The following is a 17,207-nucleotide window of genomic DNA, read 5'->3' on the forward strand; positions in this document are numbered from 1 at the left end:
GATGGATTTTCATTCGATTCAATTTGCGATTTTTTTCATAGTAGTCACGCTGGCGTATTTCAGCCTGTCGTGGACCGGCCGTTGGGTGCTCCTGCTCCTGACGAGCTGTTATTTTTACATGGTTTTCAAACCGGTTTTCATCCTGATCCTGTTTGGCACCATCATTATCGACTACTATGCCGGCATATGGATCGAGAAATCGCAGGAACAGAAGCAGAAAAAGCTGTTGCTGGTCATCAGTCTGATCTCCAACATCGGCATTCTCGCATTCTTTAAATATTACGATTTCGTGCAGGATTCGGTGAATACCATTCTCACCAACCTGCATCTGCGGCCGATGTTCCCCTCGTTCACGCGCCTCATTCCCGGCCCGATCGCCGAATGGATGACCACCGGCAGTGGGAAGCTGCTGTTACCCATCGGGTTGTCGTTCCACACGTTCCAGGCGATGAGCTATACCATCGAGGTATACCGCGGTAACCAGAAAGCCGAGAAGCATTTCGGGATTTATGCATTGTATGTGATGTTTTATCCGCAGCTTGTGGCTGGCCCGATCGAGCGGCCGCAGAACATGCTTTTCCAGTACCACTCGTTTTTCAAATACGATTTCGAGCAGGTAAAGGAAGGGCTGATGCAAATGGCTTTCGGTTTTTTCAAGAAAATGGTGATCGCCGACCGGCTGGTGATGCTTGTCGATCAGGCTTATAACAACCCCGCTGAACACAATGGCCTTACGCTCATCGTAGCCACCGTTTTCTTCGCATTCCAGATCTATTGTGACTTCTCGGGTTACTCCGACATAGCCATTGGTGCAGCCCGCGTAATGGGTTTTACATTGATGGACAACTTTAAAACGCCCTACATTTCCAAATCCATTTCGGAGTTCTGGGGGCGGTGGCACATTTCGCTTTCGTCGTGGTTTAAAGATTACCTCTACATTCCGCTAGGCGGCAACCGGAAGGGCGAATGGGTCAAATACCGCAATCAGTTTATCGTATTCCTCGTGAGCGGGCTCTGGCATGGCGCGAGCTGGAATTACGTTATCTGGGGCGCATTGCACGGTTCGTACCAGGTGGCGGCGTCGCTGCGGGACAAATGGTTGAAAAAGGCGGGCATCGAAGTGCCGAAAAACGCCTTTATGGATGTCCTGAATATGATTTTGACGTTTGTGCTCGTCACCCTTACCTGGGTGTTCTTCCGCAATCACAAAGCACCGGTGGGCCGCTCGTTCCTGATTTTGGAAAAAATGGCCGGCTTTTCCTTCTCCGATCCGTTACAAACGCCTTTGAACCAGGTAGAAATGGGACTTTGCGTGTTCCTGATCGTGTTCCTGCTCATTAAGGAGCATTTTTACCTGAAAATCCCCACCCGGAATACGACGTTTTTCTTCATCCTCTTCCCGCTGATCCTGCTGGCGAACTACTTTCTCGGCGTCGTTTCGGAAAATCAGTTCATCTACTTCCAGTTTTAAAAGGAAGGAGAAAGTGGCAAACATTTGCTCTTAATTATTTGTTACCTCATTTTTGAAGGACAACCCGACGTTCTTATTACCGATTTAAGTATCAATTAAAATGTACGAAGTAACATCCGACAACAGGCTCAAAAGCCTGATCGTAGTAGGCGACCGCGTTCTGATCCGCCCGAAAAGCCCCAGCGACCGCACCAACAGCGGCCTTTACCTGCCGCCGACCGTGACTGAAAAAGAGCAGGTGCAAACCGGCTATGTGATCAAGGTAGGGCCGGGCTATCCCATTCCCGTGGCTGCGGAGGACGAGCCCTGGAAGGAAACCGAAGAAAAAGTAAAATATATGCCCTTGCAATCCAAGGAAGGCGATTTGGCCATTTACCTGCAACGCAACGCCATCGACCTCGAATACGACGGCCAGAAATACGTGATCGTTCCGCAGTCTTCGATACTGATGCTGGAACGTTCGGAGGATTTGTTTGAATAGTTGGGCGTGGCCAGGTATTGTCAGGAGTAGTCAGTTGCTGTCAGCGAGAGAATTCCATTATTTACAATACTTGACAATGAATGACATTCCTGACTACCCTTGACAATAAATGACAATACCTGACCACACTTGATAATATCGTAACACTAACCCCTTGACGCATGAAGTACAAATTTTTGGGCAACACCGGCGTGCTCGTGTCGGAACTTTGTTTCGGGACGATGACTTTCGGTGGCGATGGTTATTTTGAAGTAATTGGAAAAGTGCAGCAGGATGACGCGAATGCATTGGTGAAAACGGCCCTGGATGCAGGGATCAACTTTTTCGATACAGCCAATGTGTATTCTTATGGTAAATCCGAAGAAATACTCGGGCAGTCGTTCAGGACGCTGGGCGTGAAGCGCAGCGACGTGTTTATCGCGACCAAAGCGCGGGGCCGGATGGCACCGGGTGCCAATCAGGTAGGGCTGTCGCGGCTGCATATCATGGATTCCGTGAATGAGAGCCTTACCCGCCTCGGCTCCGACCATATCGACCTTTTCTACATTCACGGCGTGGACGCGGAGACCTCGCCCGAAGAGACGATGCGCGGCCTGGAAGACATTGTGCGGTCGGGCAAGGTGCGTTACCTGGGCGTGAGCAACCATGCCGCCTGGCAGATTATGAAGGCCAATGGCATCGCGGAGAAAAATGGCTGGACGAAGTTTGTCGCCTGCCAGCATTACTACACGATCGCCGGCCGCGACCTGGAAAGGGAGCTGATCCCGATGATGCAAGACCAGAACCTGGCATTAATGCCGTGGAGCCCGCTCGCGGGAGGTTTTCTGTCGGGCAAATACACCCGCAACAGCGAGTCGACCGGCGATAATCGCCGCGACAACTTCGATTTTCCGCCGGTGGATAAGGAGAAAGCCTACGACATTATCGACGTGATCCAGCCGATCGCGCGGGCCCATGGCGTATCCGTGGCGCAGGTCGCGCTGGCGTGGCTGCTGCACCGGCAAAGCGTTACGAGCGTGATCATCGGCGCGAAAAAGCCGGAACAGCTGTCGGACAATATTGCCGCCACCAGCGTGATGCTGACGGCCGACGAGCTCGATCAACTGAACAAAATCAGCGCATTGAAACCCGAATATCCACAATGGATGATCGAACGGCAGGCACGCGAACGCATTCCGGGCAAGCCATGAGGAAATACTGTCTTGCGGCGCTCGCATGCGTATTCGCAATATACGCCCGTGCACAGGGGAGCGTCGCCATTACGATCGACGACGTTCCGAACGTTCATTTATATGCGGCGGACGGTAATTCGTCTTTGCTTTTAAAAAAATTGGATTCACTCAACTTACCGGTTGCCGTTTTTATTAATGAGGCTAATTTGAAGCAGAATACGGCTTTTGAACCCAACAAAAAACTGCTGCAAACCTGGATTTCAAGGCCTTACATAACGGCAGGAAACCATAGCTATTCGCATCCGAATTACGGCGAAATCGGTTTCGAGGCATTCAAGGGGGAGGTTTTACAAGGGGAAGAACTGTCGCGCAAAATGGCGGCGGATGCGGGCAAAAAGCTGGAATATTTTCGGTTTCCGTTTAATGGAACTGGAAAGGACAGCTTGGAGCAGGCCCGGATGGCGCAATTCCTGGCGGAGCATCATTATGTTTCAACACCGTATACCGTCGAAAGCGAAGACTGGCTTTACACGCAACTCTACGAAAAGGCATTGAAAGAAGGGAAACCGGAAGAAGCGCGTAAAATTGGCGAGCGGTATGTAAAGCAAAGCCTGGCCCTGTTTGCATATTTCGATCAGGTTGCATGGACTGCATTGAATCGAAAAGTAAAACACATTTACCTCTGCCACGATAACCGCCTCAATGCCGATTATCTGCCGGTTTTAGTGAATAAATTAAAGGAACAAAAATACCAGTTTACCAGCCTGGCCGAGGCGCTGGCCGATCCGGCATACGGGCTGCCGATTTACTATCATGGCAATGCGGGTTTTTCGTGGATTTACCGCTGGATCAAGGATGTCGAAAAGCGCCGTTCGTTGATGCGTGCCGAACCGGTTGATCAGGAAACGCAGCGTGCATTAAAATAAAAAAGCACGTCCCGTAGGGCGTGCTTTCGAAATGTCCTTATTATGACTGAAATTAGAGAACGCGAACGTTAACTGCATTCAGGCCTTTTCTTCCATTTTCCACTTCGTAGGACACTTTGTCGTTCTCGCGAATGTCGTCCTGAAGACCTGAAACGTGAACGAAAATGTCTTTCTCTCCATTCGATGGAGAAATGAATCCGTATCCCTTAGACTCATTGAAAAACTTAACTGTACCTTCTGCCATTAGTATTGATCTTATATTTTGTAAAAACCAAATTTAGATATAAAAAGCAAATTTGCAATATTAAAAGTTGGTTCGCTTAGATTAATTCCAAAATACGAGAACACGTTTTATACCATGCCTTTAACCCGATTTGAAACAAAAATATCTCCATTCTGGCTTCCAAATGGGCATTTTCAAAGCATCTATCCGGCACTGTTCCGGCAGGTGGGTGGTATAAAATATTTTCGTGAAAAAATTGTAACTCCCGATGATGACTTCCTGAACCTGGACTGGTCTTACGCGGCGGGAGAGGGGCCGAAACCGCTGGTGATTCTCTCGCACGGGCTCGAAGGAAACTCCACGCGGCAGTACATAACGGGGATGGTTAAACTTTTGAACAAGCACGGCTTCGATTGCCTCGCGTGGAACTTCCGTAGCTGCGGCGGCGAGATGAACAAAACCGCCCGGTTTTACCACAGCGGTGCTACCGAAGACCTCGACGCGGTGATCCGCTATGCATTCGGAAAAGGCTACGCGGATGTGCGGCTGGTAGGTTTCAGTCTGGGCGGTAACCTGACGCTGAAATACCTCGGCGAATCGGGCGTGACCATCGACCGGCGCATTCAAAGTGCCATCGTTTTCAGCGTGCCGATGGACCTGAAAGCGTGCAGCCTGGCGATCATCGAACCACGAAATCAGGTTTATATGCACCGTTTTCTGAAATCTTTGAAACCGAAAGTGGTAGAAAAAGCGGATGCATTTCCCCATATCAGCCTGAAAGACCACCGGCTGGTGAAGACGCTGTATGATTTCGACCACATTTATACGGCGCCCCTCCACGGCTTCGACGGGGCGGACCATTATTATGCGCAATGCAGCTCTATGCATTTCATCGAGCCGATTGCGATCCCGACGATGATCGTGAACGCCAAAAACGATCCGATCGTACCTTTCGACAGCCTTCCGATCGGTATCCTGCGGGCACATCCCGAGGTTTCGTTACTGGCGACGAACGACGGCGGGCATTGCGGTTTCCGGCCTGCGCGCATGACAGACGAGTTTTACTGGTCGGAAAGGCGTGCGCTCGAATTTCTGACGACGCTGCGCTGAGAATAAAACTGTTCCAAACATTATTTTGTTAGTGTCATATACCGACAGATTTGGTAATTTTGTGGCCTGTTTCAGACAGGTCGGGCCCTTACAGATAAAAATTACGTTAACTCGATCATTTTTCAGTTATTTCCTGCTTCATGTCCACATTAACTCTCAATCCACCACCGTACATTATCATTGATTTCGACAGCACGTTCACGAAAGTGGAAGGGCTTGACGAATTGGCCGCGATCGCCCTCAAAGGCCATCCGGAGCGTGATCAGATTGTTCAGAAGATTTCTGACCTGACCAACAAGGGTATGAATGGCGAAATGTCGTTTGCGGATGGTCTGCGCCAGCGAATCGCCTTACTGAAAGCCAACCGTTCGCACATCGAGGAACTGGTTTCGTTCCTGCGTACGAAGGTGTCGGATTCGTTTAAGCGCAATACGCAGTTTTTGACGGAAAATGCGGAGCAGATTTTTATCGTTTCCAGTGGATTTAAGGAGTTTATCGTACCTGTCGCCACCGAACTGGGCATCCTGGCCGATCATGTGTATGCCAATGAGTTCTTGTTCGACGAGGAAGGAAGCATTGTAGGGATTGATGAGGAAAACGTATTGTCGATGGACGGCGGGAAGATCAAGATCCTCTCTGCGCTGAACCTGTCGGGCGACGTTTATGCGATCGGTGATGGCTATACGGACTATGAATTGAAGGCGTCCGGCCTGGCCAATCGTTTCTATGCATTTACGGAAAATGTCGAGCGTCCGAAAGTGACGGCGGTAGCGGACCACATTGCTACTTCGTTCGATGATTTTCTTTATGATAATAAATTCAGCAGAAGCCAGTCTTATCCTAAGAGCCGGATCAAGGTGTTGCTGCTGGAAAACGTTCACCCGGTTGCCCGCAAGGCATTCGAGGACGAAGGTTTTAATGTAGAGTTCGTGAAAGGCGCTCTCGACGAGGACGAGCTTTGCGAACGTATCAAGGACGTGTCCATTATCGGTATCCGTTCCAAAACGACCATTACCAAGCGTGTGCTCGAACATGCGAACCGCCTGATGGCGATCGGCGCATTCTGTATCGGTACTAACCAGATCGACCTCGACGAGGCTGCGAAAAAAGGCATTGCGGTATTCAATGCGCCTTACAGTAACACCCGTTCGGTAGTGGAACTGGCTGTGGGCGAGATGATTCTGCTGATTCGTAATATTGTGGGCAAAAGCAACCAGCTGCATAAAGGCATTTGGGACAAATCGGCGAACGGCAGCTTCGAAGTACGTGGCAAAAAGCTGGGTATGGTGGGTTACGGAAGCATCGGCACCCAATTGTCGGTTGTAGCCGAGGCATTAGGTATGGAAGTGTATTTCTACGATACGGTCGAAAAACTGTCGATCGGAAATGCGAAGAAGGTGAATACGCTGGAAGAATTGCTTTCGATCTCCGACGTGCTGAGCTTGCACGTGGACGGCCGCAAGGAAAATACCAACATGATCGGCAAGCGCGAGTTTGACCTGATGAAAGACGGTGTGATCTTCCTGAACCTCTCACGCGGGCACGTGGTCGATATCAAAGCATTGGCCGATGCCGTGAAGAGCGGAAAAGTAGCCGGCGCGGGTGTGGACGTGTTCCCGAAAGAGCCAAAAACCAACGATGAAATGTTCGAAAGCGAGCTGCTCGGCCTGCCGAACGTGATCCTGACCCCGCATATCGGTGGCAGCACCGAAGAAGCGCAGGAGAATATCGGCCATTTCGTGCCTTCCAAATTGCTGGAATTCATGAACAACGGTAGCTCATACGGCAGCGTGAACTTCCCTGAGGTTCAATTACCGAAATTAAAGGATTCGCACCGCCTGCTGCACATCCACGCGAACGTGCCGGGTGTGCTGGCGAAGCTGAACCAGATTTTTGCGAAAAACAATATCAATATCACTGGCCAGTACCTGAAAACGAACGAGCATATCGGTTACGTGATCGTGGATATTGCCAAGGATTATACGGAAGAATTTATCCAGGAAGTGAAAGAGGTGGAAGGAACGATCCGTTTCCGGATGCTATACTAAAAGTGATTCAGTGGCCGTCGGGATACCGGCGGCCTTATTTTGTTTTGCCGCAGCCTATTCACCCATACCATTTACCCATGTCACTCACTTTTTTCACTCCCGGACCTGCTCATTTGTATCCGACATTCGAGCAGCATTTGAAGACATTTGTCGAAAATCAGCTCGGCTCGATTTCGCACCGGAGCCAGCAGTACCGGGACTTGCATAAATTCACCGTAGACCAGCTTCGAACGCTGCTGAATGTGCCCGACACGCACGCGATCCTCTTTCTCGGGTCGGCTTCGGAAGCCTGGGAGCGCATTCTGTTCAGCACGGTGGAGCTGGAAAGCTTCCATTTGGTGAACGGCTCGTTTTCGAAGAAGTTTTACGATTATTCGAATGCATTGAATAAGTACGCCCACCTGTTTGAAAAACCAATGGGCGAAGGCTTCACGGCGGACGAAATAGCGGTCCCGGAGTACGCGGAGCTCATCGCTACCACGCATAACGAGACCAGTTCGGGTGTGCAGATGCCGGTGGCAGAGATTCATAAGTTAAAGCAAAAGAACCCGTCGAAGTTTATCGCGGTAGATATGGTTTCCTCGGCGCCTTACCCGGCGCTGGATTACAGCATCATCGACACGGCGTTTTTCTCCGTGCAAAAGGCATTCGGACTGCCTGCCGGCCTCGGCGTCTGGATCGTGAATGAGCGTGCGCTGGAAAAATCGAAAAGCATTCGGAATACCTATTCCATTGGTGCGCACAACGACCTGCCGACACTGTGGAAAAATGCACAGAGCAACGAAACGCCGGCGACACCGAATGTAATGGGCATTTACCTGCTCGGCAAGATCGCGGAGGATTTCAACCGCATCGGCGTGCAGAATGTTCGTAAAGAAACCGAGCATAAGGCCGGTTTGATTTATGATTTTATTGAAAAAACAGCAGGTTTCTCGGCATTCGTGAAGGAAAAGGCGTTCCAGTCGCAGACGGTGATCGTTGCGGACGTAGAGGTTCCCTCGGCGGATATTATCAAAAATATGAAGGCAAAAGGCATCGTCATCGGCAGCGGTTATGGTGCCGGCAAGGCTACGCAGCTCCGCATCGCTAATTTTCCCGCCACTTCGCTGCAACAAACGGAAACGATGCTCCACGAACTCGGTAAGCTCTAAAAAATAAGCGCTGCGAAAACGTGACCAAAAGGGTGACTGAACGTCTAAATGTTCAGTCACCCTTTTCTTTTTTGCCATGAAGCGTAACGACATACTATGGAAATCGATACTGGAAGAAGTTTTTGACGACTTCCTGAAATTCTTTTTTGCCAATGCGGAAACACTTTTCGATCTGGACAAAGGCTTTGAATACCTGGATAAAGAATTGGAGCAGCTTTTTCCACCGGAGGGCGACTCCTTCGCCATACGTGATGTGGATAAGTTGGTAAAAGTACATTGCCGCACCGGCGCCGAGGCCTGGCTGCTGGTCCACATCGAAGTCCAAGGCTACCGCGATGAAACTTTCCCCGACCGGATGTTCACCTATTACTACCGTATTTGGGATAGGTATCGCAAACCTATCACTGCCTTCGCCATACTGACGGACAATTACAGTCATTTTCAGCCAGCGCAGTTCGAGCAGGCGTGTCTGGGTACCAGCTTGTGTTTTCGGTTTAACATTTTTAAGGTACTGGATCAATCCGGGGAGGATTTGGAGGCGAGCGATAATCCTTTTGCGCAGGTTGTGCTGACGGCCAAAATTGCCCTCATGGAAAAGAAGGTTACGGTGGACGAACTCTACCGTTTGAAAATTGATCTGGCTAAAAGGCTGTTAAGTCATGAGATTCCGAAGTGGAAGATTGGAAAGCTGATGGAATTTTTGAAATTTTATATAAGGTTGGGAAATGAGGAAATGGATGAACAGTTAGATCTGGAAATCGACAGTGTTGCCAATCAATCGTATATATCTATGACATTCGAAGAAGCTATTTTGCATATTGTAAAAGAAGAAGCCAAAGAGTATGGCATAGAAAAAGGTTTGGAACGAGGAGTCGAACAGGGCCATCTCGAACGCAACACAACTTTTGTTCAGAATCTTCTTCGTGAAACGCAGTTTACCGATGAGAGGATTGCACAGCTGGCTGATGTTCCCATCGAATTTGTGCAAGAAATCAAGCAAAAGGCTTAACAGCCAAAATACATCACCTCCCAAATCCTTCTTACGATAGTTGCCGGCGCAATGGTATTTTAAGGATAAATTTTTAGCTTTATGCTTTCTTACGAAAACATTCAGAAGCGGTGATGCAAATTGCTACCTCAACGGGGGAAACCAAAGATCATGATCTGTGGCAAAGGATTCGCACGGGCGATGAGCAGGCCTTTACAGCGATCTTCGAAAGGTACCACCGCACACTTTACAACTACGGCAGCAAGCTTTCGACCAATTCATCGCTGGTAGAAGACGCCGTGCAGGATGTGTTTATCGATATATGGCGGCTGCGAGCCAACCTCACCGAGCATGTCACTTCCGTCAAGTTTTACCTCTACCGCGCACTGCGGCGGCGCATTCACCTGGCGCTCGACAAGTTTCCATCCATGGAAGAGATCAGCGAGCTCGACGATGAAGATACGCCGGCAAATCACACCCATTCCGAAGCAATCCTGATCGAAATCGAATCCTCGTCCATGCGTGCCCAGCGCATTCAGGAATTACTTGCCCAGTTGCCCGAGCGGCAGGTCGAAGCGCTTACACTCCGGTATTTCGACGATTTCAGCATCGAGGAAATCGCCGGGATCATGAGCGTCAATGAAAAATCGGTGCGCAACTTTATTTACAAAGCACTTACCTCCCTGCGTCAGAGCCGGGAAATACTGCTCATTTCTTCCCTGATTTTCTGGTTGTTACTGTTTTTTTAAAATTTTTCTTCAAAAAATTTCATTTTGAAGAGGTCAAATCCGCGTTTCGTCGCTCTGTATAACTGAACGACGATAACTGCATCCCGCGAAACATGAAGCATGATCCTTATTCTCTGACCGAACTGATCAGAAATGAAGAGTTTATCGCCTGGGTAATGCATCCTGACGAACTCAGCGACCGCAAGTGGCGGGCGTTCCTGGACAAGCATCCGGGCAAACGCAAAACCGTTGAATCGGCCAGGGAGTATGTCATTCTGCTGGCGAAAGATACCGGAAGGCATCAGCCGACCCAGAAGCAAAGCGACCGGATGTGGAGCGTCGTCGAAAGCCATATGCACGACGAGGCACCCAAGGCGCAGGAAGAGGTGAATGCGCCGGTGTTCCAAGTTACCCGCGGACACGGGTGGCGCTGGATGCGCGTTGCGGCCTCGGCTGCATTGATCCTGAGCATCGGTTCGGTGAGCTACTGGTTCTATTACAAGAAAGCCGAAAGCCCCTTGCAGGCAGTAGCGGCGCGTGACGAGGCCGTTACACCCAACACAATCCAGAAATACAATGATACCGACAAACCCATGACGGTATTGCTGCAGGACGGAAGTTCGGTAGTACTGCAACCCGGCGGCAGGCTGAGCTACTCGGAAGGGACCAACCGGAAACGCCGGGAGGTTACACTGACCGGCAAAGCCTTTTTTGAAATAGTCAAAAACAAGCAGAAGCCGTTCCTCGTGTACAGCTACGGCCTGGCCACGAAGGTGCTCGGTACCAGTTTCATGATCGACGCCTCGTCGGAGAGCCAGGATATTAAAGTAGAAGTGCGGACGGGCACGGTCTCGGTTTTTTCGATCAGTAACCTCGATAACAGCCGGAAGGACGCCGTGCTCGATAAGCCGGAGCTGGAAGGCGTCACGCTGAACCATGACCAGCGGATCGCATTTTCGAAAGAAAGCGGAAAAATCGTGCAGATAACGGCGCCGATCGCCGTGGCCTCGGAGAAAGATGTTTCCAAACAGCAGTTCGTATTTGATGAAACGCCGGTTTCGGAGGTTTTCCGGATACTGGAAAGCGCCTACAATGTCCGGATCGCGTACGACCGGGAAAAGTTGGGCAGTTGCCCGCTGAATGCAACGTTGGTCGGGCAGCCGTTAAAGGAAAAGCTCGAAGTGATCTGCAATGCGCTGGACGCGCAGTACGAAGTAGCCGATAACCAGATAACGATCCTGGGAAAAGGATGTAAGTAGTTTTTGACACCACATATCACATTTTACCCTGAACGCCGCCTATGACGTAACGTTACCCTATTGCCTAAAAAATAAAAAAGACCAGCCATGTTCCAGCATGACTGATCCGGGTTCCCCAACAGTAACGGACATTACTGCACATCCATTTGGACGATGGATGAGCCGGGGAAGATTTCGTTGAATAATCTCCTTAAACAACAAATTCATTCAAAAATATGAAAAAAGTTCGACGACCTGAAGACTTTCTCATCAAGCTCATGCGAATCACATTAATGCAATGTATCCTGGCAGGCCTGTTCGCGGGCATCACGTGGGCGCACGACGGGAGGGCTCAATCCGCATTGAGCCAGAAGGTTACCGTTGATATCCGGAACGAGGAGATCAAAACGATCTTCGCGCAGCTGGAAAAGCAAACTAATGCAAAGTTTATTTTCAGCTCGAAATTGATCCAATCCGACCGCCGCGCTTCGATAAAGGTAAAAAATGGCTCACTATCGGCCGTGCTCGACGCCTTGCTGAAACCGCTGGATTTGCATTATAAGATCAAAGACGACCTGATCGTGATCAAACCCGACCACGCAGCGCAGGCCGGAGAAACCGTTTCGGAGGAAATTCCCGTGGTGGAAATCAGCCCGGAAGTGGTGGATAAATCGCTTTCCGGTGTCGTAAAAGACGAAGCCGGCGCAGGGTTACCGGGGGTGAGTGTGGTGTTAAAAGGAACACAAACCGGTACGTCGACGGACGAAAAGGGGCGCTTCAACATTACCCTTCCTGATGGCGACCAGGTATTGATATTCTCGTTTGTGGGCTTCCTTTCGCAGGAAATAGCCGTTCCGGCAGGCCAGAGCGCATTGGATATTACGATGAAAGTAGATGATAAGGCCCTGGAAGAGGTGGTTGTAGTAGGTTACGGTACGCAAAGAAAAGAGTCGCTGACCGGTTCCATTTCGACCATAACCAGCAAAGACATAGAACGCGTACACGGCGGCGCGACGGTCAGTTCCGGCCTGGCCGGTAAAATCCCCGGTGTAACTTTCCGGATGCCGGATGGCCGTCCGGGTGCGAGCGCGAACATCCAGATCCGCAACATGGGTAACCCGCTGTTCGTCATCGACGGTATCCAGCAGGATGCGGGCCAGTTCAACAACATTTCTCCCAACGATATTGAAAGCATTTCGGTGTTAAAAGACGCTTCCGCAGCTATTTACGGCGTTCGTGCCGCGAATGGTGTGGTAGTAGTGACGACCAAGCGGGGTAAAATGGGTGCTAAAAATACCGTGAGCCTCGACGCCTACACGGGCTGGCAAAACTGGTCGCGGTTCCCGAATGTGGTGAACGATTCCTACCAATGGATGCACGGCAAAGCCGAAGCGGAAATGAACCAGTACGGTAAAACGTCGATTACGCAGGCGGAACTCGAAAAGTACCGCGCAGGCACGGAAATGGGTTACAAGACATTCAACTGGAAAGACTTCATTATTAAAAAGAACTCGCCGCTGAACTCCATTAACCTCAACATGACGGGCGGTTCGGACAAAATCAACTATTACATTTCAGCAACAAGACTACACCAGAACTCTGTGCTCGGCCGCGAGTTTACGTTTGACCGTACCAATATCCAGAGCAATGTCGATGCGAAAATCACCGACCGCCTCAAACTCGGTGTGCAGATCAACGGCCGTATCGAGAAGCGCGACCAGCCTGGTATCCCCGGCGGCGATGATTACTGGCTCCCGCGTTTCGCCATCCTGCGTAACCGCCCGTTCGAGCGACCGTACGCGAACGATAACCCTGAATATCTGAACGATATCAAGCACAACGAAACCAACTGGGCCTACAACAACAAGAAATTGGGCGGTTACTGGACCGAATACTGGCGCGTACTCCAAACCAATTTCTCGGCAGAATATCAGATTCCGGGCGTGAAAGGGCTCAGTGCCAGAGGAATGTACTCCTACTACATCGCCGACCGCGTGATGAACGGGCACGAGTACACCTACAAAGCCTACACATACAACCCGACCGACGATACCTACACCGTAACCGGCGGCAGCACCAATCCGTGGCGTGAGCGTGGTACCCGCAAGGTCATGCGCAATGTGTACCAGGGACAGCTTGCCTACAACAACACGTTCGGCAAGCACACCGTCGGTGCGACATTCGTTTCAGAATGGCAGGACGAGCGCGTGCAGGACCAATGGGTACACGCCGTTCCCAAGACGAATGTCCTTCCATTGATCTACTTCCCGACCGTGGATACGTACAATGACAGTGATACGGAACTTGCGCGTATAGGGTATATCGGTAGAGTGAATTACGACTATGCCGGCAAGTATTACCTCGAACTTTCAGCCCGCCGTGATGCTTCGTGGAAGTTCGCGCCGGACCGTCGCGTGGGTTATTTCCCGTCGGCTTCCGTCGGTTGGAGAATTTCGGAGGAAGGATTTTTCAAAAAGCTGATCGGCGAGCGCAGTATCCTGGACGACCTGAAATTCAGGGCATCTTATGGTATTCTCGGGGATGACAACATTCTCTTCAACAACGATCCGGGCAGACCATTGAGCCCTTACGCCTACCTGCCGGGTTATGATTACAACAAAGGCAATGTGATCCTGAGCGGTAATGCAGTCGTTACGAGCCGTGACAAAGGCCAGATCATCAACAATATCTCGTGGTTCAAAAGTAAAATCACCGATATCGGCGCCGACTTATCTCTCCTGGGCACTAAAATCACGGGTACCGTCGATTACTTCTATCGCCTGCGCACCGGCTTGCTGGGCCGTAAATACGATATTCTGGTCCCAAGCGAGTTGGGTTATTCATTGCCCGACGAAAACGTGAACAGCGATTCGCAGCAGGGATGGGAAGGTGCATTGACCTACAATGGCAAGGCAGGCAACATCAATTATTCGATCGGCGGAAACGTGTCGTTCAGCCGAAGCAAATTCGTGTCGTCGTACAAGCCGATTTTCAATAACTCGTGGGACCGCTACCGTGCATCGGGCGAGGGCCGTTATACAGGCATCTTCTGGGGTCTTGAGACGATCGGCCAGTTCGAATCGCAGCAGCAGATTGCCGAATATCCTGTCAATATCGACGGGCAAGGTAACCGCACATTGCTGCCGGGTGATTTGATTTACAAAGACATCAATGGCGATAACATCATCAACGGTCTTGATGAAAGACCGATCGGCTACAATGCCACCGGCCAGCCCAATGTCAACTTCGGATTGAACTTCTCCGTCAGCTGGAAAGGCATCGGCTTCGTGGCCGACTTCTCGGGCGGCGGCATGTACTCATGGAACCAGAACTACGAACAGCGCTGGGCGTACCAGAACGAAGGTGCATTGAACAGCATTTTCCTCGACAGATGGCACCGCACGGATCCGTTCGATGTGAACAGCCAGTGGATTCCAGGCAAATATCCCGCATTGCGCTTCAACGACAGAGACCATAGCAACAACAGGAATTCGACCTTCTGGCTGCATAATGTGAAATACATCCGCGCCCGGACCATCGAGCTCAGCTACTCGCTGCCTAAATCGGTGCTGGAAAAGCTGAGAATGTCACGTGCAAGGTTCTACATCAACGGGTACAACCTGTTCTCGATCGACAACCTGAAAAAGTTCGGTGTCGATCCGGAGATCCAGGATGACAACGGGTTGCAGTATCCGCAGAACAAGTTCGTGAACATAGGTATCAACCTGTCTATTTAAACCGATTGGAATTCAACATGAAAAAGATATTTCAAATACTCTCGATTGCTGTATTGACGCTGGGTTGGAGCTGTAACGACGACGAGTTCCTGAACCGCCCGCCGACCGGGCAACTTTCCGAAGAACAGATCTGGGGCGACGAAGGCCAGGTGCTGTCCGTACTGGGCGATCTTTACAACCGCTATGTCGATCTTTCGACATTCAAAACGATTAACGATTATCCGGGCTGGCTCACCGTCGGCGACTTCAACGAGGCATTCTGGTCGGAAGCCGGGCGTTACAGCGCATTTCAGAACAGCGGCTGGGGCTTCGGGAGCTGGGCGGCGTGGGATTACGGGTACATCCGCGAGATGAACCTGTTTATCCAGAAATGTACGGCAGCCGACAAGCTGGCACCGGCCGTGCGCGAGCGTTACCTGGCGGAAGCTCGGTTCCTGCGTGCTTCCTACTATTTTGAGTTGGTCAAAAGAATGGGCGGCGTGCCCCTGATCCTCGAACCGATGGTGTACGATTTCAGCGGCGACCCTACCTACCTGCAACATCCGCGGGCCAAGGAATCGGAGATTTACGATTTCGTGATCAAGGAGGCCGAAGAAATCAAAGACAAGCTGCCGGCGACACCGGGCGAAAAATCGCGGGCTACCAAAGCCGCGGCCCTCGCGATGGAAGTGAGAGCGGCGCTTTACGCGGGTTCCATTGCCAAATACGGGGTGAATACGCCGAGCGTGACTTTGCCAGGGGGTGAGGTAGGTATTCCTGCAAGTGCTGCAAATGGTTACTATACCAAAGCACTGGCGGCAGCGAAGGAGATTATCGGAGGAAAGGCGGGCGCTTATGCATTGTATACCAAAAAGCCCGATCTCTCGGAAAATTTTGCCAGCGTTTTCTATGATAAAGCCAATAACCCGGAAGTCATTTTTGTAGAAGATTTCAAGCTGCAAAGCGGCAAGGTGCATTACTTCACGGGCTGGAACCAGCCACGGTACGGCGCCGAAGAGGAAGAAGGCGGGCGCATTAACCCGTCGCTGAACTTCGTAGAAGCATTTGAAAAACTCGACAACACCTTCGCGCCTATCCCCGCGACGAATGCGAACGGCGCGCCGATCTATTACACCGAGCAGACCGATATTTTTGCCGGTCGCGACGCCCGTCTCGCAGGAACGGTAATGCTGCCGGGGACGACATTCAAAGGCCGTAAAGTGGACATCTGGGCCGGTTACCAGCTCGGCAACGGCACGATCATCAGCGGCGACGACCGCGGCGCGCAGAAAACGCTCCCCGGCAAATCCGTCCCCGAGCAGGTAGTAGGCTTCGATGGCCCGATCGACGGTTTCGAATTCACCGCTCAAACCGGTTTCTACCTCCGCAAATACCTCGACCCGGTAGTAGGCTCCGGTCAGCGCGGGGTCAACAGCGAAGTGTGGCTCGTTCGCTATCGTTACGCCGAAGTGCTTTTGAATGCAGCAGAGGCCGCATTTGAACTGGGCCAGGCAGCGGAAGCGGCAGGTTATATGAACCAGGTACGTGCCCGTGCTGGTTTGGTAACACCATTGAAAGCGTCGGAAATCAATTTCGATCGTCTCGTGCACGAGCGCCGCGTGGAGCTCGCATTCGAAGGGCATTTGTTGTACGACATGAAAAGATGGCGCATTGCCCACCAGATCATGGACGGTAATGCGATTACGGCGGCGGAAGTGTCGAAAGACCTCGGCAAAGCCACCAAGCGCAATACGCAGCCCTGGGGATTGTGGCCTTACAAAATTTACGATCCGGGTTCGCCCAACAATGGCAAGTGGATCTTCAAGCCCGTTAAGCTAAGCCGCATTACCGGCGCCGACCGCTTCCAGCTTGGAAATTACTACTCGTACATCGACGACGCCATTATCAGCAACAACCCCAAGCTCGTCAGAAACCCGAACCAATAGGCCATCACA

General features: G+C 51.0%; 13 protein-coding genes. 12 read left to right on the forward strand and 1 reads right to left on the reverse strand.

The genetic code is table 11. The annotated features are described in order from the left end of the window. The first annotated feature begins 1 nt into the window (after window position 1). The 4 genes from H144_RS0110740 (at window position 2) to H144_RS0110755 (ending at window position 4,050) form a co-directional block, all read left to right on the forward strand. Window positions 2–1,471 (forward strand): MBOAT family O-acyltransferase, encoded by a 1,470-nt coding sequence (locus H144_RS0110740; RefSeq protein ID WP_019942062.1) that lies wholly within the window; start codon window positions 2–4, stop codon window positions 1,469–1,471. A 100-nt stretch (window positions 1,472–1,571) separates the two neighbouring features. Beyond that, window positions 1,572–1,952, forward strand: a complete 381-nt coding sequence (locus tag H144_RS0110745; protein ID WP_019942063.1) for a co-chaperone GroES — start codon at window positions 1,572–1,574, stop codon at window positions 1,950–1,952. A 161-nt stretch (window positions 1,953–2,113) separates the two neighbouring features. Then, complete coding sequence (locus H144_RS0110750) at window positions 2,114–3,142, forward strand: aldo/keto reductase (protein ID WP_019942064.1); 1,029 nt, start codon at window positions 2,114–2,116, stop codon at window positions 3,140–3,142. After that, complete coding sequence (locus tag H144_RS0110755; protein ID WP_019942065.1) at window positions 3,139–4,050, forward strand: polysaccharide deacetylase family protein; 912 nt, start codon at window positions 3,139–3,141, stop codon at window positions 4,048–4,050. The genes H144_RS0110750 and H144_RS0110755 overlap by 4 nt, the downstream gene beginning before the upstream one ends. A gap of 52 nt (window positions 4,051–4,102) precedes the next feature. On the opposite strand, the gene H144_RS0110760 is transcribed toward H144_RS0110755, so the two are convergent. Beyond that, complete coding sequence (locus H144_RS0110760) at window positions 4,103–4,294, reverse strand: cold-shock protein (RefSeq protein WP_019942066.1); 192 nt, start codon at window positions 4,292–4,294, stop codon at window positions 4,103–4,105. 114 nt (window positions 4,295–4,408) lie between these two features. On the opposite strand from H144_RS0110760, the gene H144_RS0110765 reads away from it, so the two are divergent. The 8 genes from H144_RS0110765 to H144_RS0110805 all read left to right on the forward strand — a co-directional run bounded on the left by H144_RS0110765 (window position 4,409) and on the right by H144_RS0110805 (window position 17,198). After that, the gene (locus tag H144_RS0110765; RefSeq protein ID WP_026350592.1) at window positions 4,409–5,383 is read left to right on the forward strand and encodes a YheT family hydrolase; all 975 of its coding nucleotides are present in this window, start codon (window positions 4,409–4,411) and stop codon (window positions 5,381–5,383) included. Between the two features lie 140 nt (window positions 5,384–5,523). Next, the gene (serA, locus tag H144_RS0110770; protein WP_019942068.1) at window positions 5,524–7,431 is read left to right on the forward strand and encodes a phosphoglycerate dehydrogenase; all 1,908 of its coding nucleotides are present in this window, start codon (window positions 5,524–5,526) and stop codon (window positions 7,429–7,431) included. A 77-nt stretch (window positions 7,432–7,508) separates the two neighbouring features. Continuing rightward, entirely contained in the window at window positions 7,509–8,582 is a 1,074-nt protein-coding gene (locus H144_RS0110775) for an aminotransferase class V-fold PLP-dependent enzyme (RefSeq protein ID WP_026350593.1), read from the forward strand. A 76-nt stretch (window positions 8,583–8,658) separates the two neighbouring features. After that, on the forward strand, window positions 8,659–9,591 hold the full coding sequence (locus tag H144_RS0110780; protein WP_019942070.1) for an RpnC/YadD family protein: 933 nt from the start codon (window positions 8,659–8,661) through the stop codon (window positions 9,589–9,591). Window positions 9,592–9,704: 113 nt separating this feature from the next. Then, window positions 9,705–10,319 (forward strand): RNA polymerase sigma factor, encoded by a 615-nt coding sequence (locus H144_RS0110785; protein ID WP_019942071.1) that lies wholly within the window; start codon window positions 9,705–9,707, stop codon window positions 10,317–10,319. 92 nt (window positions 10,320–10,411) lie between these two features. After that, entirely contained in the window at window positions 10,412–11,557 is a 1,146-nt protein-coding gene (locus tag H144_RS0110795; protein WP_019942073.1) for a FecR family protein, read from the forward strand. A 257-nt stretch (window positions 11,558–11,814) separates the two neighbouring features. Beyond that, window positions 11,815–15,273, forward strand: coding sequence for a TonB-dependent receptor (locus H144_RS0110800; RefSeq protein WP_229207879.1), 3,459 nt, complete (start codon window positions 11,815–11,817; stop codon window positions 15,271–15,273). A gap of 17 nt (window positions 15,274–15,290) precedes the next feature. Beyond that, window positions 15,291–17,198, forward strand: a complete 1,908-nt coding sequence (locus tag H144_RS0110805; protein WP_026350594.1) for a RagB/SusD family nutrient uptake outer membrane protein — start codon at window positions 15,291–15,293, stop codon at window positions 17,196–17,198. The last annotated feature ends 9 nt before the right edge of the window (window positions 17,199–17,207 follow it).

This window comes from Dyadobacter beijingensis DSM 21582 (assembly GCF_000382205.1).
In the GTDB taxonomy this organism is placed as follows: domain Bacteria; phylum Bacteroidota; class Bacteroidia; order Cytophagales; family Spirosomataceae; genus Dyadobacter; species Dyadobacter beijingensis.

What these genes read in the sequence shown, in the direction of transcription:
- H144_RS0110740 (WP_019942062.1), top strand. Translation starts at nt 2, where the DNA reads ATGGATTTTCATTCGATTCAATTTGCGATTTTTTTCATAGTAGTCACG.
- H144_RS0110745 (WP_019942063.1), top strand. Translation starts at nt 1,572, where the DNA reads ATGTACGAAGTAACATCCGACAACAGGCTCAAAAGCCTGATCGTAGTA.
- H144_RS0110750 (WP_019942064.1), top strand. Translation starts at nt 2,114, where the DNA reads ATGAAGTACAAATTTTTGGGCAACACCGGCGTGCTCGTGTCGGAACTT.
- H144_RS0110755 (WP_019942065.1), top strand. Translation starts at nt 3,139, where the DNA reads ATGAGGAAATACTGTCTTGCGGCGCTCGCATGCGTATTCGCAATATAC.
- H144_RS0110760 (WP_019942066.1), bottom strand. Translation starts at nt 4,294, where the DNA reads ATGGCAGAAGGTACAGTTAAGTTTTTCAATGAGTCTAAGGGATACGGA.
- H144_RS0110765 (WP_026350592.1), top strand. Translation starts at nt 4,409, where the DNA reads ATGCCTTTAACCCGATTTGAAACAAAAATATCTCCATTCTGGCTTCCA.
- serA (WP_019942068.1), top strand. Translation starts at nt 5,524, where the DNA reads ATGTCCACATTAACTCTCAATCCACCACCGTACATTATCATTGATTTC.
- H144_RS0110775 (WP_026350593.1), top strand. Translation starts at nt 7,509, where the DNA reads ATGTCACTCACTTTTTTCACTCCCGGACCTGCTCATTTGTATCCGACA.
- H144_RS0110780 (WP_019942070.1), top strand. Translation starts at nt 8,659, where the DNA reads ATGAAGCGTAACGACATACTATGGAAATCGATACTGGAAGAAGTTTTT.
- H144_RS0110785 (WP_019942071.1), top strand. Translation starts at nt 9,705, where the DNA reads ATGCAAATTGCTACCTCAACGGGGGAAACCAAAGATCATGATCTGTGG.
- H144_RS0110795 (WP_019942073.1), top strand. Translation starts at nt 10,412, where the DNA reads ATGAAGCATGATCCTTATTCTCTGACCGAACTGATCAGAAATGAAGAG.
- H144_RS0110800 (WP_229207879.1), top strand. Translation starts at nt 11,815, where the DNA reads ATGCGAATCACATTAATGCAATGTATCCTGGCAGGCCTGTTCGCGGGC.
- H144_RS0110805 (WP_026350594.1), top strand. Translation starts at nt 15,291, where the DNA reads ATGAAAAAGATATTTCAAATACTCTCGATTGCTGTATTGACGCTGGGT.